Consider the following 20,906-nt stretch of genomic DNA (forward strand, 5'->3'; position numbering starts at 1 on the left):
CAGCACGGACGCCAGGCACCCACGCGGAGCACGCCGCGACAAGGGCAAGAGTAGTTGTGGGCCTGCGTTATCCGAGATTTCGACGGCGAGGGCCTCGCATCCATGCGGGGATGAACCACCGGATCCCGGAGAGCTCGCCGAGGCCGAAGAGACACAACCCGAAAAGCACGCTTGGTAACCGGGTGGTCCGTGCTAGCGGGCGGTGAGGTCGCAGAACAGCGACTACGCCGCCCGCTCTTACGCGTGCAGGGTCATTGAAATCCCATGGCGCGCAATACTTTTCACCGATAGGGGCATTTACCCCGAAGCGGAATCCGCGATCGAGCGGGCTTCGCGCGCGCCGTCCTCGAGCGCGCCGCAGATGAAGATCACCCAGCCGCCCACCCCTTCCGGCGTGCCCATGCCGAAGGCGGCCGCGGCGTCGAGGTAGGCCTGGCGGCGGCGGAGCAGGAAGACTTCGGGGACTCCGAGGCTGCGCGGGTCAAGGCCACTGGATACCGCCACGAGCCGGGAGGCGGCGCGGGCGACGATGCCGTCGGCCGTGCCGAAGGGTCGCAGCGAGAGCAGTTCACCGTGCACGACGGCCGCGAGCACCGGGGCGGGAGCCTTGCTCGTGGTGACGGTCTGGGCCAGCAGGTCCAGCCGTTCGGCGACACCGGGCACAGCGCGGGGGCGGCCCAGCTGCTGCGGATCCTCGACCAGGTCGGCGGCAGCGAGCAGGTGCAGCCGGGCGAGCGCCTGCAAGGGCGCACGTTGCCAGACTCCGACCAAGTTGGTGAGGGCCTCGGCGTCCAGGGCCTGGCCGACCCGCAGTGAACCCGCCAAAATAGGGTCCTCGACATTGCCGTCGGCGGGCAGGTCGATGGTTCCGCCTTCGATGACGGCCGAGGAGCGAGCCGCGCGGACGGCCGCTTCGGCGGCGGTGGTCGGCCAGCCGCGGCGGTTCGCCCGGTGGCGGTGCACCTCGGCGAGCGCGTCACGAGCCTTGTCGGCGGCTTCGAGCACGCCGGGCAGGTCGACGAGGGGCTGCAGCGGGTCGGTCACGAGATACGAGGCTACTGGCTGGTACCCCGCGCCCCGGCCACCACCTGCCGTCGACTCCGGGGCGATGCCCCCGACGGCAATGTTCCGATCCGCCCGCGGCGGGTCGTGCGAGGCGGCCCGGAAATCCGCGTCAGCCCACGAGCAGGTCGCGACCGGGGATCGCTTCGAGCAGACGCTGCGTATAGGGCGACTGCGGATGGTCGAACAGGTCCGCGGTCGAGGCCGATTCGGCCACCTTGCCGTCCTGCATGACCAGGACCGAGTCGGCGATCTGGCGGACCACGGCGAGGTCGTGGGTGATGAACAGGTAGGAGAGCCCGAACTCGGCTTGCAGGGTGTTGAGCAGGTTCAGGATCTGGTCCTGCACCAGCACGTCGAGGGCGGAGACCGCTTCGTCGCACACGATCAGTTCGGGTTCCAGGGCCAGCGCACGGGCGATGGCGACGCGTTGCCGCTGGCCGCCGGACAATTCGCGCGGATAGCGCGCGGCGACCGCGGACGGCAGCGCGACCAGGTCGAGAAGCTCCCGGACCCGGGCGTCGCGAGATTCCCGGTTGCCGATGCGGTGGGTGCGCAGCGGTTCGGCGATGGCGCGGTGAATGGAGTAGGTGGGATCCAGTGACCCGTAAGGGTTTTGGAAGATCGGCTGGATGCGGCGACGGAAGGCGAGCGGTGTCCGCCGGGCCAGCTCGGCGACATCCTTGCCGTCGAAGGCGACCGAACCCGCTGTGGGCGTGTCCAATCCGAGCACCATCGAGGCGACCGTGGTCTTGCCCGACCCCGATTCGCCGACCAGTGCGGTTGTGGTCCCGCGGCGCAGCCGGAACGAGACGTCCTCGGCGGCGGTGAATTCGGTGTGCTTCCACGGCACCGAGCCCCGGACGCGATACCGCTTGGTGAGTCCGTCGGCGACCACGATGTCGTCGGGTTCGCCGGCAGCCTCGGCGGCGGCCACATCGATGGCGAGGTCCCGGTAGGCGGCGCGTTCGGTGGTGGTGGCGCTGCGCCGGGCGGCGAGCGAGGGTGCGGCGGCCACCAGCCGCCGGGTGTACTCGTGGCGGGGTTCGCGCAGAATCTCGGCGGCCGGACCGGATTCGACGACGCGGCCGCGGTACATGACCACGAGGTGTTCGGCGCGTTCGGCGGCGAGGCCGAGGTCGTGGGTGATGAGCAGCAGGGCGGTGCCGAGTTCGCGGGTCAGTTCGTCGATGTGGTCGAGGATCTGGCGTTGCACGGTGACGTCGAGCGCGGAGGTGGGTTCGTCGGCGATGAGCAGTCGCGGCCGCGCCGAGAGCCCGATGGCGATGAGCGCGCGTTGCCGCATGCCGCCCGAGTATTCGTGCGGGTATTGCCCGGCGCGGCGTTCGGGTTCCTTGATGCCGGCCTCGGCGAGGAGTTCGACGGCCCGCTGCCGGGCGGCCCGGCCGCGCGCGATCCCGTTGGCGGCGAGGGTTTCCGAGATCTGGAAGCCGACCTTCCAGACCGGGTCGAGGTTGGACATGGGGTCCTGCGGCACGAATCCGATTCCGTTGCCGCGCACCGCGACCAGGTCGGATGCGGAGGCTCCGGCGAGCTCGCGGCCCGCGAAGCGGATGCTGCCCGATTCCACGCGTCCGCCGCCGGGCAGCAGTCCGATGACGGCGTGCGCGGTGGTGGACTTCCCGGATCCGGATTCCCCCACGATGGCGACGGTCTGTCCGGGGTACACGGTGAGGTCGACGCCGCGCACGGCTTCGACCCGGTCGTCTCCGGCGCCGAAACACACTCGCAGGTCCCGGATGTCGAGCAGGGGCTCGCTCATCGCCGCTCCTTCGGGTCGAGTGCGTCGCGCAGGGCGTCGCCGAGCATGATGAAGCCGAGCACGGTCAGGGCCAGCGCGGTGGCCGGGTAGAACAGGATCAGCGAGCCGGCGCGCAGTTGCCGTTGTCCGGCGGCGATGTCGGCGCCCCAGGACACTTCGGTGGGCGGCAGGCCGACGCCGAGGAACGACAGGGTGGCCTCGGTGACGATGAAGACGCCCAGCCAGATGGTGGTGACCACGATGACCGGCCCGAGCGCGTTGGGGATGATGTGCCGCAGCAGGATCCGGAAGCGTGACACCCCGAGCGCGGTCGCGGCGAGCACGTAGTCGTTGCCTTTGGCGGCGAGTACGGAGCCGCGGGCGATGCGCGCCACCTGCGGCCAGGTGAAGGCCGCGAGGATCGCGATGACCACCCAGATGGTGCGGTGCCCGGCCAGCTGCATGAGGACGATGGCGGCGAGCATGAGCGGGATGGCGTACACGATCTCGGCGATCCGGGAGATGATCGAATCCAGTGGTCCCCCATAGAATCCCGCGAGCGCGCCGAGGCTGCCGCCGACGAGCAGGAACAGCAGGGTGGCGCCGACGCCGGTGAGCACGGAGGCCCGCGCCCCGTAGATGGTGCGGGCGTAGATGTCGCAGCCTTGCAGGTCGTAGCCGAACCAGTGGTGCCGATCGGGCGGCGCGAGGCTGAAATCCACCACGCAGTGCCGGGGGTCCTGTCCGGTGAACAGGCCGGGGAACGCGGCGACCAGCAGTACCAGCACGATGATGGCGATCGAGACCAGGAACAGTGGTTTGCGTCGCAGCTGCCGCCAGGCCGAGCCCCAGAAGCCGGCGGGCGTGCCGCGCACGTCGACCTTGTCGGTGGCGACCACTTCGACGGCGTCGGGCGGCGCCACCCAGCGTTCCTGTCCGGGGCGCGGATCGTGCTGTGGCTGTGGGGTTTCGGTCATGTCGGCGCTCCCGTCAGGCATAGCGGATCCGCGGGTCGAGCACGGCGTAGAGCAGGTCCACGATCAGGTTGGAGAGCAGGAAGATGACGATGAGCGCGGTCACGAAGGACACCACGGTCGGCGCTTCGCCACGCACCACGGCCTGGTAGAGGGTGCCGCCGACGCCGGGGATGTTGAAGATGCCCTCGGTGACGATGGCCCCGCCCATGAGCGCGCCCAGGTCGGCGCCGACGAAGGTGACGACCGGGATGAGCGAGTTCCGCAGGATGTGCACGACGACGACGCGCCGGCGCGGTAGTCCCTTGGCGGTGGCGGTGCGCACGAAGTCGGCATCCTTGTTCTCCGCCACCGAGTTCCGGGTCAGTCGCAGCACGTAGGCGAACGACAGGGAGGCGAGGACGAGGGCGGGCAGGACGAGTCGCGGGATGCTCACGTCGGAGCCGACGGTGACGGGTGCGAGGTGCCAGGTGACGCCGAACAGGAACTGGGCGAGGAAGCCGATCACGAAGATGGGCATGGCGATCACGAGCAGGCTGAGCACCAGCATGGTGGAGTCGAACCAGCCGCCTTTGCGCAGTCCGGCGACGACGCCGAACGCGATGCCGAACACCGCTTCGAAGAACACGGCCAGCAGGGCCAGCCGGAAGGTGATCGGGAAGGCTCGGGCGAGCACTTCACGCACCGGCCGTCCCGAGTACGAGGTGCCGAAGTCGAGGGTGACGATGCCTTTGAGGTAGTGCAGGTACTGCCACCAGAACGGTTTGTCCAGCCCGTATTGCGCCTTCAGCTGCGCTTCCAGCGCCGGTGTCAGCGTGCGCTGTCCGGCCAGTGCCGTGACCGAGCCGCCGGTGACCTTCCAGATCAGGAAGTAGATGAGCAGCGTCGCGCCGAAGAACACCGGGATCATCTGCAGCAGCCGCCGCGCTATGTACCAGGCCATCAGGTCACCTCAGCTCGATGTTCTCGAAGTCGGCCAGTCCGTTCCAGGTCATGACCACGTTGTGCACGCGTTTGGAGTAGCCGGCGGAGTTGATGTAGTCGAAGACCGGGATGGTGGGCAGGTCGCGCAGCAGCACGGATTGGGCCTGCCCCACCAGCTTCCACGACTCCTCTTCGGTGGGCGCGGCTTCGGCGGCGGTGAGCAGCCGGTCGAATTCCGGGTTGCTGTAGTCGACGTCGTTGGATTCCGAGCCGGTCACGAAGCCGGGTTCGAGGAATTGCAGCATGGTCGGGTAGTCGCCCTGCCAGCCGTAGCGGAAGGCCTTGCCGATGGTGCGGTGCACGACCTGGTCGCGCAGTTGCTTGAAGGTCGGGTAGGGCGCGCCGACGGCGTCGATGTGCAGCGTGTTGCGAATGCTGTTGGCCAGGGCGTCGATCCAGGCCTGGTGGCCGCCGTCGGCGTTGTAGGCGATCTCGAAGCTCCCGCTCCAGGGGGCGATGGCGTCGGCCTGGTTCCACAGCCGGACGGCCTCGGCCGGGTTGTAGTCGAGGACGTTGGAGCCGGGCAGGTTCGGATCGAATCCGGGCAGTACCGCGGAGGTGAAGTCGCGGGCGGGAATTCTGGTGCCGTGGAAGATCTTCCGCCCGATCTGCGCGCGATCGATGGCCATCGAGAGCGCCTGGCGCCGCAGCCGCCCCTCCTCGCCGCCGAAGTGCGCCAGGTTCGATTGGAAGCCGAGCCACTGGTTCTGCGCGGTCGGGGCCTCGATGGCGCGGTCGCCGAGATCGTGCTTGTACACGGCGATGGCGCTGTCCGGGATGGTGTCGAGCACGTCGAGGTTGTCGGCCAGCAGGTCGGAGTAGGCGGCGTCGAAGTTGGAGTAGAACACGAAGGTCAGGCCCTTGTTGCGGGGCGGCCGCCCGCCCCGGTAGCTCTCGTTGGGGACCACGGTGAGCTGGACGTCGTGCTGCCAGGCGTTGCCGTCGGCGAATCGGTAGGGGCCGTTGCCGATCGGGTGCTGCCCGAACGCCTTCATGTCCTTGAAGGCGGCGGCGGGCAGCGGATAGAACGGCGCGTACGCCAGCCGCGTCCGGAAGTCGATGGTGGGCGCCACCAGGTCGACGGTGAAGTGCAGATCGTCGACCACCTTCAGCCCCGACATGGTCTGCGCGCGTGGCGGATCCGCCTGCACGTCCGCGAATCCGACGATCGGCCCGTAGGTGTAGCTCTGCAACTGCGCGTTGGTGACCAGCGCACCGTAGTTCCAGGCGTCGACGAAAGAGTGTGCGGTGACCTGTGTTCCGTCGCTGAAGGTCCACCCGGGCTTCAGGGTGATCCGGTAGTGCTGCTGGTCGGTGGTGTCGATGGACTGGGCGACCTCGTCGTGCAGGGCACCGTGCTGGTCGATGTAGCGCAGTCCCGCGAAGAGCCGGTCGACGATGCGCCCGCCGCCGTTCTCGTTGGTATTGGAGGGGATCAGCGGATTCTGCGGTTCGCTGCCGTTGACCGCGATCATGTCCCCGTAGGCCGGGGTGACGGCGCATCCGGTGAGTCCCGCGGCGGCGATCAGCGCGAGCACCGCGGCCAGTACGGCGATCCCTCTGATTCTCAACGCGTTCTCCCGCCTCGAGCCGCTGTCGGTGAAAGGGACAGTAGCCACCCGCACCCCGGTTGTCAGCGGTAACGCCCCACCGATCGAGACAGCGAGTCCCGGCCCAGGTCACAGTCGGTTAGGGTCGGACGTGGCCGCCGTCACCCCACGCGGCATGCACGCGAGAGAAGAAGAGACGAGATGACCGAGACATCCGCCGACCACCTGGATGCCTATCCGCCCAGCGCTGAGTTCGCGGCCGCCGCCAATGGCGACGCCTCGCTCCACGCTCGGGCCCGAGCGGATCGTGAGGGCTTCTGGGCCGAGCAGGCGCGACGGCTGCACTGGCATCAGCCCTTCACCCAGGTGCTGGACTGGGATGACGCCCCCTTCGCCAAGTGGTTCGCCGACGGCAAGCTCAATGTCGCTTACAACTGTGTGGACCGGCACGTCATCGACGGGCACGGCGATCAGGTCGCCATCCACTGGGAGGGTGAGCCCGGCGATTCCCGCGATCTCACCTACTCCGAACTGCTGGCCGAGGTGTCGCGGGCGGCGAACTACCTGACCGGGCTGGGCCTGGTCGCGGGCGACCGGGTCGCCATCTACATGCCGATGGTCCCCGAGGCCATCGTGTCGATGCTGGCCTGCGCCCGCCTGGGTCTGACCCATTCGGTGGTCTTCGCCGGCTTCTCCCCCAGCGCCCTGCGCCAGCGCGTCGACGACGCCGCGGCCAAGCTGGTCATCACCACCGACGGCCAGTGGCGGCGTGGCGCCGCGGCCCCGCTCAAGGCGGCCGTGGACGAGGCTCTCGCCGAAGGTGATTCGACCGTCGAGCATGTTCTGGTGGTGCGCCGCACCGGCCTCGACACCGAGATGACCGAGGGCCGCGACATCTGGTGGGACGAGACCGTCTCGCTGTCCTCCCCCGAGCACGAGGCGCAGGCCTTCGACGCCGAGCACCCGCTGTTCATCCTCTACACCTCCGGCACCACCGGGAAGCCCAAGGGCATCCTGCACACCTCCGGCGGCTACCTGACCCAGGCGGCGTACACCCACCACCAGGTGTTCGACCACAAGCCCGGCCAGGACGTGTACTGGTGCACCGCCGACATCGGCTGGGTGACCGGGCACAGCTACATCGTGTACGGCCCGCTGGCCAACCGCGCCACCGAGATCGTCTACGAGGGCACCCCGAACTTCCCGGACGAGCACCGGCACTGGCAGATCATCGAGAAGTACGGCGTCAGCATCTATTACACGGCGCCGACGCTGGTCCGCACCTTCATGAAGTGGGGTCGCGAGATCCCGGATTCGCACGACCTGTCGAGCCTGCGGCTGCTGGGTTCGGTCGGCGAGCCGATCAACCCGGAGGCCTGGCGCTGGTACCGGGATGTGGTGGGCGGCAACAAGACTCCCATCGTGGACACCTGGTGGCAGACCGAGACCGGCGCCATCATGATCTCCCCGCTGCCGGGCGTGACCGCGGCCAAGCCGGGCGCGGCTATGACCCCGCTGCCGGGCGTCTCGGCGAAAGTCGTTGACGAGGAAGGCAATCCGGTCGAGCTGGGCGAGACCGAGGCCAACGGATACCTGGTGCTCGACGAGCCGTGGCCGTCCATGCTGCGCGGCATCTGGGGCGACAACGACCGCTACGTGGACACCTACTGGTCGCGCTACGCCGAGAAGGGCTGGTACTTCGCCGGCGACGGCGCGAAGCTCGACAAGGACGGGGACCTGTGGGTGCTCGGCCGCGTCGATGACGTGATGAACGTGTCGGGCCACCGCATCTCGACCGCCGAGGTGGAGTCCGCGCTGGTCGGGCATTCGGGCGTGGCGGAGGCGGCGGTGGTCGGCGCGTCCGACGACACCACCGGTCAGGGCATCGTGGCGTTCGTGATCCTGACCGCCGAGGCCAAGGACACCGGCGCGGATCTGGTCGCCGAGCTCAAGGCCGAGGTCTCGCGGGAGATCTCCCCGATCGCGCGCCCGCGCGAGATCCACGTGGTGCCGGAACTGCCCAAGACTCGCTCGGGCAAGATCATGCGCCGCCTGCTGCGCGACGTGGCCGAGGGCCGCGAGCTGGGTGACACCTCAACCCTGGTGGATCCCAACGTCTTCGAGTCCATCCGGGCCGGTAAGGCGTAGATCGGAAGACCCGGAGCGAGGCCCCCTGATCGATGATCAGGGGGCCTCGCCGCTGTGGGGTGGTCAAGAATTTCCAGGCAAACCGTTAGAATTGCGCAAAAAGGTGTGCCGGGAAGTCTGGTCGGCATGCGGTTGTGCCGAGAATCCCGTCAGTGGTGTGCACGCCGCTGTTCTGTCGACGGCTGAAAGGTGCACCCCTGTGATCGCTCAGGTCCGATCGGAGCTCGCGCGCTATCTGAGAACCGAAACCTTCGGTGGCGCACTCCTTCTCATCGCCGCCGCGGGTGCGCTCATCTGGGTCAACTCGCCGTGGGGCGCGAGCTACACCACCATGGTCGACACCAAGCTCGCGATCCCGGCCCTGCACCTGGACCTCACGCTGGCCGACTGGACCAAGGACGGCCTGCTCGCCATCTTCTTCTTCGTCGCCGGTCTGGAGCTCAAACGCGAGCTGGTGGTCGGCGAACTCGCCGACCGCAAACGCGCCACCCTGCCCATCGTGGCCGCGCTCGGCGGCGTGGTGATGCCCGCGCTCATCGCCATGGCGGTCGGGCACGGGGTGGACGGCATGGATCGCGGCTGGGCCATCCCGGTCGCCACCGACATCGCCTTCGCGCTGGCGGTGCTGGCCATGACCGGGTCGCGGATCCCGGCCAGCGCCCGGGTGTTCCTGCTCAGCCTGGCCGTGGTCGACGACCTGATCGCCATCCTGCTGATCGCGGTGCTGTTCACCACCACCCTGAAGATGCTGTGGCTGCTGACCGCGATCGCCTGCTTCGCCGGCTGGGCGCTGGGCCAGAAGTTCCGGATCGGCACCCCGTTCCTCTATGTGCCGCTCGGCCTGCTCTCCTGGTACGCGCTGCACGAGGCCGGGATCCACGCCACCCTGGCCGGCGTCGCGTGCGGTCTGCTGACCCGGGTGCGCCCGGACCCGGACGAGGACGAGCACTGTGTGCCCGCCGCCCGGCTCGAGCATTTCTTCCAGCCCATCTCCGCGGCGCTGTGCGTGCCGCTGTTCGCGTTGTTCGCCTCCGGCGTCCCGCTGGATTCCGAGGTGCTGTCGAAGCTGTTCACCAACCGGCTGTCACTGGCGATCATCCTGGGTCTGCTGGTCGGAAAGACCATCGGTATCTTCGGATTCAGTTGGCTCGCGGTGCGGTTGGGCATCGCGGAACGACCGGGCGATCTCGGGTATCGGGACATGTTCGCCCTGTCGGTACTGGGTGCGATCGGCTTCACCGTTAGCCTCTTGGTGGCAGAACTGGCCTTGGAAGACGTCGGTGACGGGTCGGCGGCAGAACTCGCGAAAGCGGCGGTGTTGCTCACGTCTTTGGCGGCTTCCCTGGCCGGTTCGGCGCTACTGTTGCGTCGTGGCCGTGCTCACCAGGCACGACGTGACGAGCGCGCACTGCAAAGTCAAGAGTGACACCGGACAGTACTACCGGGACATGGAGAAGGGTCGAGCAATTGAGCTTCACACAGGGCGGTAACGGCTACGACGGGAACCGCACCCGCACCGTCACCTCGATTCCGTTGTCCGATATCGACGCCCACCAGTCGGCCACCATCGGCAGTCTGGTCCGCGACGCCACCGAACAGATGTCGACGCTGGTGCGCGCCGAGGTGGAGCTCGCCAAAACCGAGGTCACCGGTGAGATCAAGAAGGGCCTGCAGGGCAGCGTCTTCTTCATCCTGGCGCTGACCATCCTGCTGTTCAGCTCCTTCTTCTTTTTCTTCTTCCTCGCCGAACTGCTGGACGTGTGGATGCCGCGCTGGGCCGCGTTCCTGGTGGTGTTCCTGCTGATGATCGCGGCGGTCGCGGCCTGCGGTCTGCTGGGCTACCTGAAGGTGCGCAAGCTGCGCGCGCCCGAGAAGACCATCGGCTCGCTGAAGGACACGCAGACCCTGCTGGCGAGCAGCTTCAGCCACTCCGACGAGCCGGCCGTGGACGCCACGGTCGGCAAGCCGCGGTCCTAGACCTTCGATTACGCTCCTTCGGCGTGTCGTCGAATTCGCAGCCGGATCCGTCCGCAGTCCGCTATGACGGGCCGTGGACCCATCGCGACGTGCGCGCCAACGGCATTCGCTTCCATGTCGTCGAGGCCACGCCCGCCGGGACCGCCCAGGCGGGCGCCGCGCCGCCGCTGGTGGTGCTGCTGCACGGCTTCGGCGACTTCTGGTGGTCGTGGCGGCATCAGCTGACCGGGCTCGCGGAGCTCGGCTTCCGCACCGTCGCGGTGGACCTGCGCGGTTACGGCGACACGGACAAGCCGCCGCGCGGCTACGACGGCTGGACCCTCGCCGGTGACGTCGCCGGACTCGTCCGGGCCCTGGGACACACCGAAGCCACCCTGATCGGCCACGCCGAGGGCGGACTGGTGTGCTGGGCCACCGCCGTCCTGCACCCGCGGGTGGTGAGCTCCATCGGCCTGATCAGCTCCCCGCACCCGGTGGCCCTGAAGCGGGCCGTGCTGCGCGACGAGGCGCAGCGCACCGCCTGGCTGCCGAACTTCCTGCGCTGCCAGCTGCCGCGGCTGCCCGAGCACCGGCTCACCCGCGACGACGGCATCGAGATCGAACTGCTGCTGCGCGACCGGGTCGGCGAACGGTTCTCGGCCACCGAGGAATTCGCCGACACCGCGCGCCGCATGCGCACCGCCATCCGCATCCCGGGGGCGGCACACTGTGCGCTGGAATACCAGCGCTGGGCCTTCCGCAGCCAATGGCGGCCCGACGGCCGACGTTTCATGTCGGCCATGAGCGAACCGGTGCGGGTGCCCACGCTCGCCATGTACGGCGATCGAGACCGCTACATCCTGCCCGGCACCATCCACCGCGGACGGCAGCTGTCGCCGCAGCGGCGGCTGGTCGAGATCCCCGAAGCGGGTCACTATGCGCACCAGGAGAACCCGGAAGCGGTGACCGCGGAGATCGCGAAACTGCTGACCTAGACGAGCTACGCGGCGGCCCCCGGCGAATCATGTCGCCGGGGGCCGCCGCTCGTTTCGGATCAGCCGGGAATCAGCTCAGCACACAGCTGCCCGTGCCGACGGCGTTGGACTGGCTCGTCGCCGAATCCAGTTCGGGCTTCACCTCGTCGAGGGTCAGCACGTAGCCGGTGTCGTCGTCGGTGACGGCCGCGCCGAACACCACGCCCAGGATCCGGCCGTCGGTGTCCACCAGCGGCCCGCCGGAGTTACCGGCCCGGACCTGCCCGCGGATGGTGTACACCTCACGCTTGACGTCGGAGTCGCGATAGATGTTGGGGCCCTTCAGGTTCAGCGTCTCACGCACGCGCGCCGCACTGGCCGTGTAGCGCCCGCCACCCGGATAACCGAGCACGATCGAGCTCTCCCCCGAGGAGGCGTCGGACGGGGCCAGGGCCAGCGGCTGGGCGGTCAGGCCCGGCACCGCGAGGATCGCCACGTCCTTGTTCGAGTCGAACAACACCACGGTGGCCGTGAGCGGTCCGCGCGCGGTGTCCACGCTCACGCTGTTGGTGCCCGCCACCACGTGCGCGTTCGTCATCACCCGTTCCGGGGCGACCACGAAGCCCGAACCCTCCAGCTGCCGTTGGCAACTGGGCGCGATCCCGCGGATGCGCAGCACGCTGCCCTGCAGCTGCTGGGCGATCGGCAGCTGCAGCACGCTGGCGTCGGGCGGCTCCACGGCGGTGATCGGGACATGCCCGAACGGGCCGATCACGTCCGGCAGCCCGGAGGTGTTGAGCAGGTTGGAGAAGTCGGTCGGCACCCGGCGCAGCCAGTCCGGCGCCACATGGTCGACATTGCGCAGCACCTGGGAGTTGGTGACCGCGGCCGCGATGCCGGGCTGCGACGAGTTGGTCAGGGGCAGCGCCAGCAGCCACGCGGTGGCCAGCACCGCCACCGCCTGCAGGCCCGCGCCGACCACGCTGTCCACGCTGCGGGTGAACGGATCGCGCATGCCGCCGCGCGCCGCCCGCCCGAGCACCATGCCCGCGACCTCGCCGATGATCACCAGCGCCACGATGAGCAGCACGCCCACCAGCACCCGGGTGCGGCCCTCGCTCAGATGTCGCAGGATGTGGGGCGCGATCAGGATGCCGGCCACCGCACCCAGGATGACGCCCAGGAAGGCCAGCGCCGAGGCGACCGCGCCCTGCCGCCACCCGGAGGTGGCCGCCAGCAACGCCAGAATGATGATGCCGAGATCGAGCCAGCCAGAGGCGCTCATAATGTCATCCCTACCGCGGCCAAGGAGGCCTGCAGATCACGTACATCGTGATGGTCCCATTCGTGTTCCCACCCGGATACCGCCAGCAGTCCGGCGAGCACGCCGGCGGTGAACCCCCACACCAGCATTCCGTCCACGGCGAACGCCGGGCCCATATAGCCCAGCGGATGCCGCACCACGAAACGATTGGCCGGATCGATGAGCTCCGACACCGGCACCCGCGCCACGCGGGCCGCCTCGGTCTCGCTCACCACCCCCACCGCGCCGGGGGTGCGCCAATAGGCGACCACTGGCGTCACATCGAACCGCGACGGCGGCACGAAGATCTTGGGCAGCACCGCGATCGGCTCCACGCTCGCGGGGTCGAGGCCGGTCTCCTCGTTGGCCTCGCGCAGGGCGGTGCTGATCGGGCCGTCGTCCTGCGGCTCCACCCCGCCGCCGGGGAACGCCACCTGGCCGCCGTGCTGGCGCAGGGTGGCGGCACGCTGGGTGAGCAGTACATCGGCGTCGCCGGGGAGCCCGCCCGGAGCGGTCGGATCCGCGTCCGGGGAGCCGCCGAACAGCACCAGCACCGCCGCGTCGCGCGGATTGGTCGCCGCAGCGGCGAAGCGCCGCATGACATTCCGCCGCAGCACCGGGTTCACACCGGTGGGATCGGCCGGATCGTGCTCGGCCACCCCGCGTAGCCACGCCGGAATTCCGTTGCCGGACGCCTCGAGTCTCATCACCACACCCTCGCCGAAAACCACAACCGACCCGCCGCCCTCACGCTCTGACACCCAACTCGGCGGCGACAGTAGCGGCGATGTCCTCGACGCTGTGGAAGGGGCGCACCACGACTTTCGCAACGGTGCCGTCGGCGCGCAACAGCACCGAGATCGGCAGCACGGCCGGCGCCCCGACGGCGCTGCGGACCTTGGCGTTCGGGTCCTCGACGCCGGGCAGGTGGATGCCCAGCCCGCTCAGCCGCGCCAGCGCCTTGCCGGTGCCGGGATCACTGTGCACGGTCAGCACGGTGAGCGCGGTCCCGGCCTGCTGCGAGAACTGCTGCAGCAGCGGCAGTTCCTCCGCGCACGGGCCGCACCAGTACGCCCACAGGTTGATCAGCGCGGGCTTGCCGGCCAGCGCCGCGACCAGGTCCACGGGTGCGCCGTCGGCCAGGCAGTCCAGGGTGATGCCGCGCAGCGGGCTGTCGCCGACGGGCGCGCCGGTGGGCCGCGGGCAGGCGGCCAGGGCGGCCGCGGTCCGATCCGCCTCGGAGACAGCCGGTTCGACCGGGGTGGCGGTCGCCGGACCGGTGGCGGTGCCGTGATCGTCGGAGCGGTCCAGCTGCGGCCACAGCGCGACCACCGCCGCCACGGGGACGATCACCGCCGCCAGCACCCACCGCCACCAGGTGTTGCCCCGCGTCGCCTCCGCGCTCACAGGCCGACCAGTTCGAGAAGATGCTCGGTCTCCGGGCCCTTCACGAGTTTGGCCGCCTCGGCCGGATCGGTCGGCCCCTCCCCGAAGGACGGGCAGTCGTTGGCCAGCAGGCAGGCGCCGCAGGCCGGCTTGCGGGCATGGCACACGCGGCGGCCGTGGAAGATCACCCGGTGCGAGAGCATGGTCCAGTCCTTGCGTTCGATCAGCGCGCCGACGGCGTGCTCGACCTTGACCGGATCCTCCTCCGCGGTCCAGCCCCAACGCCGCACCAACCGGCCGAAATGAGTGTCGACGGTGATGCCGGGGACGCCGAAGGCATTGCCGAGCACGACATTCGCGGTCTTGCGCCCGATGCCGGGCAGGGTGACCAGCTCGTCGAGGGTGCCCGGCAGCTCGCCGTCGAAGCGCTCGACCAACTCCTGCCCGAGCCCGATCAGCGAATTGGTCTTGTTGCGGTAGAAGCCGGTGGGCCGGATGTACTCCTCCAGCTCGGCCCGATTGGCCTCGGCGTAATCGCGTGCGCTGCGGTACTTCACGAACAGCGCGGGTGTGGTCTGGTTCACACGCACATCGGTGCACTGCGCGGAAAGAATTGTGGCGACCGCCAATTCGAGCGGCGTAGTGAAATCAAGCTCACAGTGCGCATCCGGGAACTCGACCGTCATTTCCCGATACATGCGGCGCGCGCGCCGAACGAGGCCGGTCCGAGTCTCTTTGTCCCGCTTGCGCGCTTTGGCCGGGCGCACGAAACGTGGCGCATCCGCGACATCGGCCGCGGTCCCGCCGGGCGCCGCGACAGTGCCCGTTTTTGCTGTCGCGAGGCCCGAATTATCCGGGTCTGCCCCGCTCAGGGCCGCGTTGGATTCAGAGACACGCACGCGTCCACCTTACGGAACCGGTACTACGTCACAACCGGCCAGCGGGCCTGCCGTGTTCCATCTGAGACCTTCGGCGTGTTTACTGCTGCCTATGCAAGGACTCGCTGTGGTGCTGTTTCCGATAGCGCTGATGCTGTTCGCGTTGGTGATGGAACGGGTCGAGAATCGACTTCGCAAGCTTCTCGAACCCGACCCGGAAGTTCAGCAGTACCTCGACCGAGCCACGAACGCCGAGGTCAGCGATCTGACCAAGCTGGGGTTGCCGGCCGCGGCGGCGCGTCCGCGGCGCGCCCGGCCCGCGGCCAAGGGAATGGACGTCGCGCAAGCCAGCTGACCCGGGCGGGTCGGCGGTCGAGTGGTCCGGTGGCAACGAGCCCCGGACCACTTTTTACGATCTTCATGACGCCGGTCTCACGGCGTGTCGTAGATTCGTAGAAAGCGTGTCGCAAGCTTGCGTTGTGCGTCGCGTACTGCGGCTCCGCGTGTCTGAGAATGAGCTCGGCGCGTGGTGTCTATCACTACCCGGCGGTAATGCAAAGTAGACTGCACTGTCGGCCGAGTCGTTTCGGTCCAGGACAGAGCCATTTCCCATAAGGAGCACATTCGTGGACGAGGCCCTCGCCAGAGCAGGCATCTTCCAAGGCGTCGAGCCCACCGCGGTCGCCGCTCTTACCAAACAGCTGCAGCCCGTTGACTTTCCGCGCGGCCACGTCATCTTCAACGAGGGCGAGCCCGGCGACCGGCTGTACATCATCACCTCGGGCAAGGTGAAGATCGGCCGTCGCTCCCCCGACGGCCGGGAGAACCTGCTGACGATCATGGGCCCGTCCGACATGTTCGGCGAGCTCTCGATCTTCGACCCGGGCCCGCGCACCTCGACGGCCACCACCGTCACCGAGGTCCGCGCGGTCACCATGGACCGGGACGCCCTCAAGGCGTGGATCGACCAGCGGCCGGAGATCGCCGAGCAGCTGCTGCGGGTGCTCGCCCGCCGCCTGCGCCGCACCAACAACAACCTGGCCGACCTGATCTTCACCGACGTGCCGGGTCGTGTCGCCAAGGCGCTGCTGCAGCTCGCCCAGCGTTTCGGCACCCAGGAAGCGGGCGCGCTGCGCGTGACCCACGACCTGACCCAGGAAGAGATCGCCCAGTTGGTCGGCGCCTCCCGCGAAACCGTGAACAAGGCCCTGGCCGACTTCGCGCACCGCGGCTGGCTGCGACTCGAGGGCAAGAGCGTGCTGATCTCCGACTCGGAGCGGCTGGCCCGCCGCGCCCGCTAGGGCGACCAGAACAACACGAAGGACCGGGCATCACCTCCAGAGCGGTGATGCCCGGTCCTTCCGTGGTTCTAGCCCCGCGAACGCAGGTACGCCAGCTGGGCTTTGACCGAGCTGTGCGCCGCGGGCCACAGCCGCTTGTCGACGTCGGCGTAGACCTCGGCGACGATCTGCAGGGACTTGGCCTTCGGGCCGAGCTTCTCCAGCGCGGCGCGGACCTGGTTCAGGCGCTCCTCGCGATGGGCGATGTAGAAGCGGATGACCGGTTCGGCATCAGGGTGATCGGGACCGTGCGCCGGCAGCAGCGTGCGCCCCGGGGCGACGGCCACCAAGCGATTCAGCGAATCCAGGTAGTCGGCCAGCGCGCCGTCCGAGGATTCCAGGACCGTCGTCCCACTGCCCAGCACGGTGTCACCGGTGAGCAGGACCCGTTCGCCGTCCGGTCCGTCGACCACGAAGCTGAGCGAGTCCCCGGTGTGACCGGGGGTGGCGAGCACCGTGATGCGCAGCCCGGCCGCCTCGATGACCTCGCCGTCGGCCAGCACCGTGCCCGAGCCCCGCAGGAACTCGGAGCCCTTGGCGCGCACCGGGGTTCCGGTGGCCTTCACCAGGTGGTCGATGCCGCCGGTGTGGTCCGCGTGCTCATGGGTGATCAGGGTCAGCACGATCTCGCCGCCGGTCGCGCGGACCAGCGCCTCGGTGTGCTTGCGGTCCTTCGGACCCGGGTCGACCAGCACGTATTCGGTGGCGCCGGGGGCGCGCAGCAGCCAGGTGTTGGTGCCCTGCAACGTCATTCCGCTGGGATTGTCGGCCAGCACGACGGCGGCGGACGGAGTCACTTGCCGCAGTTGCTCGTACGCGGGGTGGGTGATCGTCATACTTTTCCGTCCTAATGGACCGAGCGTGATGCGTCCAGTGTCGAACGCATCACGCTTTCAACTGTGCCTCGAGCCTTGCTGTGCCCCAAAGGATTTCAGTGGGGTCAGCGCACCTCGGCGATGAGCTCCACCTCGACGGGGGTGTTCAGGGGCAGCTCGTTGACGCCGACGGCGGAACGGGCGTGCACCCCGGCCTCGCCGAGCACCGCGCCGAGCAGCTCCGACGCGCCGTTGATGACCAGCGGCTGACTGTTGAAACCAGCCGCGGAGGCCACGAACCCGACCACCTTGACGATGCGCACCACATTGTCGAGGCCGACCAGGTCGTTCACCACCGACAGCGCGTTGAGCGCGGCCAGCTTGGCCATTTCCGCGCCCTGCTCGATGGTGATCTCCGCGCCGAGCTTGCCGGTCAGCGGCAGTGCGCCGTCGACGAACGGCAGCTGGCCGGAGGTGTAGACGTAATTGCCGGACCGGACGCCCGGTACGTACACCGCGACCGGCTTCGGAGCCGGCGGCAGTTCGAGCCCGAGTTCCTTCAGGTTCTCGGCCCAGCCCATCAGCTCTTCGCCCGCTTCAGGTAGGCGACGTGCTGCTCACCGGTCGGGCCGGGGAGCACGGTGACGAGTTCCCAGCCGTCGGAACCCCACTGGTCCAGGATGGCCTTGGTGGCATGGGTCAACAGGGGCACCGTCGCGTACTCCCACACGGTCACTTCACTCATGCGCTGAGAGTAGCCCCGGCCCGGTTCCATCAGTCCCACAGACCCTCCGACTACGCTGCGGGATTGGGACATACGGGTCTGGCAGAGTCTCGGCCGGAGTGGTGTATCAGACAGTTGCCAAGTCCTGTGGGCAGGAATTCGGAACGAGTTATAGGCTCGCGAGCGTGGGAGTACCGATAGCAGTGCCCGTTTCGGTTGAGCCGGGGGTCGAAGCAGGTTGGCCGGAGCGGGCGGACAAAGCCCGCCTGCATTACGTGTCCGGGAAGGGGGGCACCGGGAAGTCGACGGTCGCCGCGGCGCTCGCGCTCGCACTGGCCGCCGGGGGGCGCCGGGTGCTGTTGGTCGAGGTCGAGGGCAGACAGTCGATCGCGCAGCTGTTCGATCTGCCGCCGTTGCCGCCCACCGAGACTCGCATCGCCACCGCGGACGGCGGCGGCGAGGTGATGGCCCTGGCCCTCGATGTCGAGCACGCCTTCCTGGAATACCTCGACATGTTCTACAACCTCGGCTTCGCCGGCCGGGCCATGCGCCGGGTGGGGGCGATCGAGTTCGTCACCACCATCGCGCCGGGCCTACGAGACGTCATCCTCACCGGCAAGATCAAGGAATGCGCGGTGCGCGCCGACAAGTCCGGCAAGCCCGCCTACGACGAGATCGTCATCGACGCGCCCCCGACCGGACGCATCGCCAGCTTCCTGGACGTCACCCAGGCCATGGCCGACATCGCCGGCGGCGGGCCGATCGCCTCGCAGGCCGAGGGCGTGTCCAAGCTGCTGCACTCCGAGCAGACCATGATCCACCTGGTCACGCTGCTGGAGGCGCTGCCGGTGCAGGAGACCGCCGACGCGGTCGCCGAACTCACCGCCAACGACATGAACATCGGCGCGGTCATCGTGAACCGCGCCAGCGAGGGCTACCTGCCGCAGACCGCGCGCGAACGCGCCGCGGTCGGTGAGGTCGACGTCGAGGCCCTGCGGGCCGGGCTGGCCGAGGCCGGAGTCACCTTGTCCGAGGCCGACTTCCAGGGCCTGGTCGCCGAGACCGTGGAGCACTCCGCGCGACTGGCCGCCCAGGACGAGAGCGCCGCCGAGCTGTCCCAGCTCGACATCTCGCGGCTGTACCTGCCGGCGCTGGCCGACGGCATGGATCTGGGCGGGCTCTACGAGCTGGCCGAAGTCTTGAGCGCGCAGGGGGTTCGCTAGTCATGGTCGTTCCGGCAGGCACTGTGCCCCTGGATGTCTCGAAGATCATCGCCGACTCCTCGGCCCGGATCGTGGTGTGCTGCGGTTCCGGCGGCGTCGGCAAGACCACCACGGCCGCGGCCATCGCGCTGCGGGCCGCCGAGGCGGGCCGCAAGGTCGTGGTGCTGACCATCGATCCCGCACGTCGGCTGGCCCAATCCCTGGGCGTCAGCGATCTCGGCAACAAGCCGCAGAAGGTGGAGCTCGGGCCCGAGGCCAAGGGCGAACTGTTCGCCATGATGCTGAACATGCGCCGCACCTTCGACGAGATGGTGCTCGAGCACACCACCGCCGACAAGGCCGAGCAAATCTTCGCCAACCCGATCTATCAGACCGTCGCGTCCTCCTTCGGTGGCACCCAGGAGTACATGGCGATGGAGAAGCTGGGTCAGCTCGCCGCCAAACGCGAGTGGGACCTGATCGTGGTCGACACCCCGCCCTCGCGGAACGCCCTCGACTTCCTGGACGCGCCCAAGCGGCTGGGCAACTTCCTCAACGGCAAGATGATCCGGGTCATCATGGCCCCGGGCCGCGGGGTCGGAAAGTTCGTCGCCGGCGCCATGAGCCTGGCGCTGCGGGGCGTCTCGACCATCGTCGGCGGTCAGCTTCTCAAAGACGCCAGTGTCTTCTTGCAGTCACTGGAGTCCATGTTCGGCGGCTTCCAGGATCGGGCCGACCGCACCTACGCCATGCTGTCGCGGCCGGGCACCCACTTCCTGGTGGTGGCCGCGGCCGAACCGGACGCGCTGCGCGAGGCGAGCTTCTTCGTGGATCGGCTCTCGACCGACAAGATGCCGATGGCCGGGTTGGTGCTCAATCGCACGCACCCGGTGCTGAGCTCGCTGTCCGCCGAGCAGGCTCAGGTCGCGGCGGATCGGCTGGTCCCGCCATCGGAGAACGGCGCGGCCCCGGAGGCCGAGGCCGGCACGCCCGAGGCGCTCGCGGCCGCGGTGCTGCGCATCCACGCTCATCGGGCCGCCACCGCGAAGCGGGAGCAGCATCTGCTGCACCGGTTCACGGGCGCGCACCCGAGTGTCCCCATCGTGGCCGTCACCGCGCTGCCCTTCGAGGTCGCCGATCTGGAGGCGCTGCGCGCCGTCGGTGATCAGCTGGTCGAGGCAGGCGGCAAGCCCGCCTGACACGTGGCAGGGCTTTCGACCCTTTGGTTTGAAATGCCCGGATCCGACCCCGGACACGGATCGAGCCCGCTCCCGCGGGCTCGATCCGTTCTGCTTATAGGGGGGATCTGGGTAAGGGATACTCGCTTACATCGCTACCTTCTGTGATCGCTGGACGCGGAAGAAGTCCGCCCAGCTCGTCACCTCCGGGTGCTGCTTGAGCAGCGCGCGGCGCTGCCGCTCGGTCATGCCGCCCCACACACCGAACTCGACTCGGTTGTCGAGGGCGTCCGCTCCGCACTCCATCAGCACCGGGCAGTGCCGGCAGATGGTGGCGGCTTTGCGCTGTGCCGCGCCACGCACGAACAGCTGGTCGGGATCCACTTCCTTGCATCGGGCCTGGGAAACCCAGGCGATTCTCGCTTCGGCCTGCTCCACGTCCAATCGAGCGATCGGGGTAGTCATGTGCATTTGGTGTGCCCCTTTGCAGTCCGAACACCGGGTCACGGCGCTCCAGAATCGCGAGTGCAGCGCGCAGTTACCCAACCCCACTGCGTTCTGCACCACATTCCACTTTGAGTGTTAGCTCTATCACACTGGGTTCTCAATCTAGATAGTGGTGTATCGGCTGCGCAAGACCGTCCCGAGATTTTCTGGTACGTCCGTCCAC

The 20,906-nt window shown here is 68.7% G+C and carries 21 protein-coding genes; 8 read left to right on the forward strand and 13 right to left on the reverse strand.

The features are described from left to right. Positions 1 to 297: 297 nt before the first annotated feature. The 5 genes from ACYVKL_RS18745 to ACYVKL_RS18765 form a co-directional block, all read right to left on the reverse strand. Positions 298 to 1,044: a Fic family protein gene (locus tag ACYVKL_RS18745; protein ID WP_379164983.1), complete on the reverse strand. Its 747-nt coding sequence runs from the start codon at positions 1,042 to 1,044 to the stop codon at positions 298 to 300. A gap of 130 nt (positions 1,045 to 1,174) precedes the next feature. Next, entirely contained in the window at positions 1,175 to 2,845 is a 1,671-nt protein-coding gene (locus ACYVKL_RS18750; RefSeq protein ID WP_379164985.1) for a dipeptide ABC transporter ATP-binding protein, read from the reverse strand. Next, positions 2,842 to 3,801 (reverse strand): ABC transporter permease, encoded by a 960-nt coding sequence (locus ACYVKL_RS18755; protein ID WP_246598288.1) that lies wholly within the window; start codon positions 3,799 to 3,801, stop codon positions 2,842 to 2,844. Before ACYVKL_RS18755 ends, ACYVKL_RS18750 begins: the two co-directional genes overlap by 4 nt. A 13-nt stretch (positions 3,802 to 3,814) precedes the next feature. Further along, a complete protein-coding gene (locus ACYVKL_RS18760; protein WP_213558963.1) occupies positions 3,815 to 4,741 on the reverse strand; it encodes an ABC transporter permease in 927 nt (308 codons plus the stop codon). A 4-nt stretch (positions 4,742 to 4,745) separates the two neighbouring features. Continuing rightward, positions 4,746 to 6,353 carry a peptide ABC transporter substrate-binding protein gene (locus ACYVKL_RS18765; protein WP_379164988.1) on the reverse strand — a complete coding sequence of 536 codons (1,608 nt, stop codon included), beginning with the start codon at positions 6,351 to 6,353 and terminating at the stop codon, positions 4,746 to 4,748. 180 nt (positions 6,354 to 6,533) lie between these two features. On the opposite strand from ACYVKL_RS18765, the gene acs reads away from it, so the two are divergent. The 4 genes from acs (at position 6,534) to ACYVKL_RS18785 (ending at position 11,431) form a co-directional block, all read left to right on the forward strand. Then, positions 6,534 to 8,480 (forward strand): acetate--CoA ligase, encoded by a 1,947-nt coding sequence (gene acs, locus ACYVKL_RS18770; RefSeq protein WP_379164989.1) that lies wholly within the window; start codon positions 6,534 to 6,536, stop codon positions 8,478 to 8,480. Between the two features lie 199 nt (positions 8,481 to 8,679). Further along, complete coding sequence (gene nhaA / locus ACYVKL_RS18775; protein ID WP_379164991.1) at positions 8,680 to 9,906, forward strand: Na+/H+ antiporter NhaA; 1,227 nt, start codon at positions 8,680 to 8,682, stop codon at positions 9,904 to 9,906. 41 nt (positions 9,907 to 9,947) lie between these two features. Next, positions 9,948 to 10,457: a phage holin family protein gene (locus ACYVKL_RS18780; RefSeq protein ID WP_213558961.1), complete on the forward strand. Its 510-nt coding sequence runs from the start codon at positions 9,948 to 9,950 to the stop codon at positions 10,455 to 10,457. 23 nt (positions 10,458 to 10,480) lie between these two features. Next, positions 10,481 to 11,431, forward strand: coding sequence for an alpha/beta fold hydrolase (locus ACYVKL_RS18785; RefSeq protein WP_213558960.1), 951 nt, complete (start codon positions 10,481 to 10,483; stop codon positions 11,429 to 11,431). Positions 11,432 to 11,501: 70 nt separating this feature from the next. Here the strand turns inward: ACYVKL_RS18785 and ACYVKL_RS18790 are convergent, their stop codons facing one another. Genes ACYVKL_RS18790 through nth form a run of 4 tightly spaced genes read right to left on the reverse strand, consistent with a single transcriptional unit; the run spans position 11,502 to position 14,797 of the window. Beyond that, positions 11,502 to 12,695: a MarP family serine protease gene (locus ACYVKL_RS18790; protein WP_379164993.1), complete on the reverse strand. Its 1,194-nt coding sequence runs from the start codon at positions 12,693 to 12,695 to the stop codon at positions 11,502 to 11,504. After that, on the reverse strand, positions 12,692 to 13,420 hold the full coding sequence (locus tag ACYVKL_RS18795) for an NUDIX hydrolase (protein WP_379164995.1): 729 nt from the start codon (positions 13,418 to 13,420) through the stop codon (positions 12,692 to 12,694). The genes ACYVKL_RS18790 and ACYVKL_RS18795 overlap by 4 nt, the downstream gene beginning before the upstream one ends. Before the next feature lie 40 nt (positions 13,421 to 13,460). Beyond that, entirely contained in the window at positions 13,461 to 14,120 is a 660-nt protein-coding gene (locus ACYVKL_RS18800; RefSeq protein ID WP_379164997.1) for a TlpA family protein disulfide reductase, read from the reverse strand. After that, complete coding sequence (nth, locus tag ACYVKL_RS18805; RefSeq protein ID WP_213560782.1) at positions 14,117 to 14,797, reverse strand: endonuclease III; 681 nt, start codon at positions 14,795 to 14,797, stop codon at positions 14,117 to 14,119. Before nth ends, ACYVKL_RS18800 begins: the two co-directional genes overlap by 4 nt. 307 nt (positions 14,798 to 15,104) lie before the next feature. Between nth and ACYVKL_RS18810 the strand changes: the two genes are divergently transcribed. Next, positions 15,105 to 15,332 (forward strand): hypothetical protein, encoded by a 228-nt coding sequence (locus tag ACYVKL_RS18810; protein WP_081986109.1) that lies wholly within the window; start codon positions 15,105 to 15,107, stop codon positions 15,330 to 15,332. A gap of 271 nt (positions 15,333 to 15,603) precedes the next feature. Further along, positions 15,604 to 16,278 (forward strand): Crp/Fnr family transcriptional regulator, encoded by a 675-nt coding sequence (locus ACYVKL_RS18815; protein WP_213558957.1) that lies wholly within the window; start codon positions 15,604 to 15,606, stop codon positions 16,276 to 16,278. Positions 16,279 to 16,346: 68 nt separating this feature from the next. Here ACYVKL_RS18815 and ACYVKL_RS18820 read toward each other — a convergent pair whose 3' ends face one another. The 3 genes from ACYVKL_RS18820 to ACYVKL_RS18830 all read right to left on the reverse strand — a co-directional run bounded on the left by ACYVKL_RS18820 (position 16,347) and on the right by ACYVKL_RS18830 (position 17,877). Then, positions 16,347 to 17,153 carry an MBL fold metallo-hydrolase gene (locus ACYVKL_RS18820; protein ID WP_379164999.1) on the reverse strand — a complete coding sequence of 269 codons (807 nt, stop codon included), beginning with the start codon at positions 17,151 to 17,153 and terminating at the stop codon, positions 16,347 to 16,349. A gap of 104 nt (positions 17,154 to 17,257) precedes the next feature. After that, complete coding sequence (locus ACYVKL_RS18825; RefSeq protein ID WP_357190111.1) at positions 17,258 to 17,713, reverse strand: RidA family protein; 456 nt, start codon at positions 17,711 to 17,713, stop codon at positions 17,258 to 17,260. After that, positions 17,713 to 17,877, reverse strand: coding sequence for a Sp36 family protein (locus ACYVKL_RS18830; RefSeq protein ID WP_213558954.1), 165 nt, complete (start codon positions 17,875 to 17,877; stop codon positions 17,713 to 17,715). The genes ACYVKL_RS18825 and ACYVKL_RS18830 overlap by 1 nt, the downstream gene beginning before the upstream one ends. A gap of 182 nt (positions 17,878 to 18,059) precedes the next feature. On the opposite strand from ACYVKL_RS18830, the gene ACYVKL_RS18835 reads away from it, so the two are divergent. Then, on the forward strand, positions 18,060 to 19,079 hold the full coding sequence (locus ACYVKL_RS18835) for an ATPase BagA (RefSeq protein WP_379165001.1): 1,020 nt from the start codon (positions 18,060 to 18,062) through the stop codon (positions 19,077 to 19,079). A gap of 2 nt (positions 19,080 to 19,081) precedes the next feature. Further along, entirely contained in the window at positions 19,082 to 20,257 is a 1,176-nt protein-coding gene (locus ACYVKL_RS18840; protein ID WP_379165003.1) for an ATPase BagB, read from the forward strand. A 126-nt stretch (positions 20,258 to 20,383) separates the two neighbouring features. On the opposite strand, the gene ACYVKL_RS18845 is transcribed toward ACYVKL_RS18840, so the two are convergent. Beyond that, on the reverse strand, positions 20,384 to 20,707 hold the full coding sequence (locus ACYVKL_RS18845; protein WP_033089817.1) for a WhiB family transcriptional regulator: 324 nt from the start codon (positions 20,705 to 20,707) through the stop codon (positions 20,384 to 20,386). Between the last annotated feature and the right edge of the window lie 199 nt (positions 20,708 to 20,906).

Source organism: Nocardia tengchongensis (assembly GCF_054781395.1).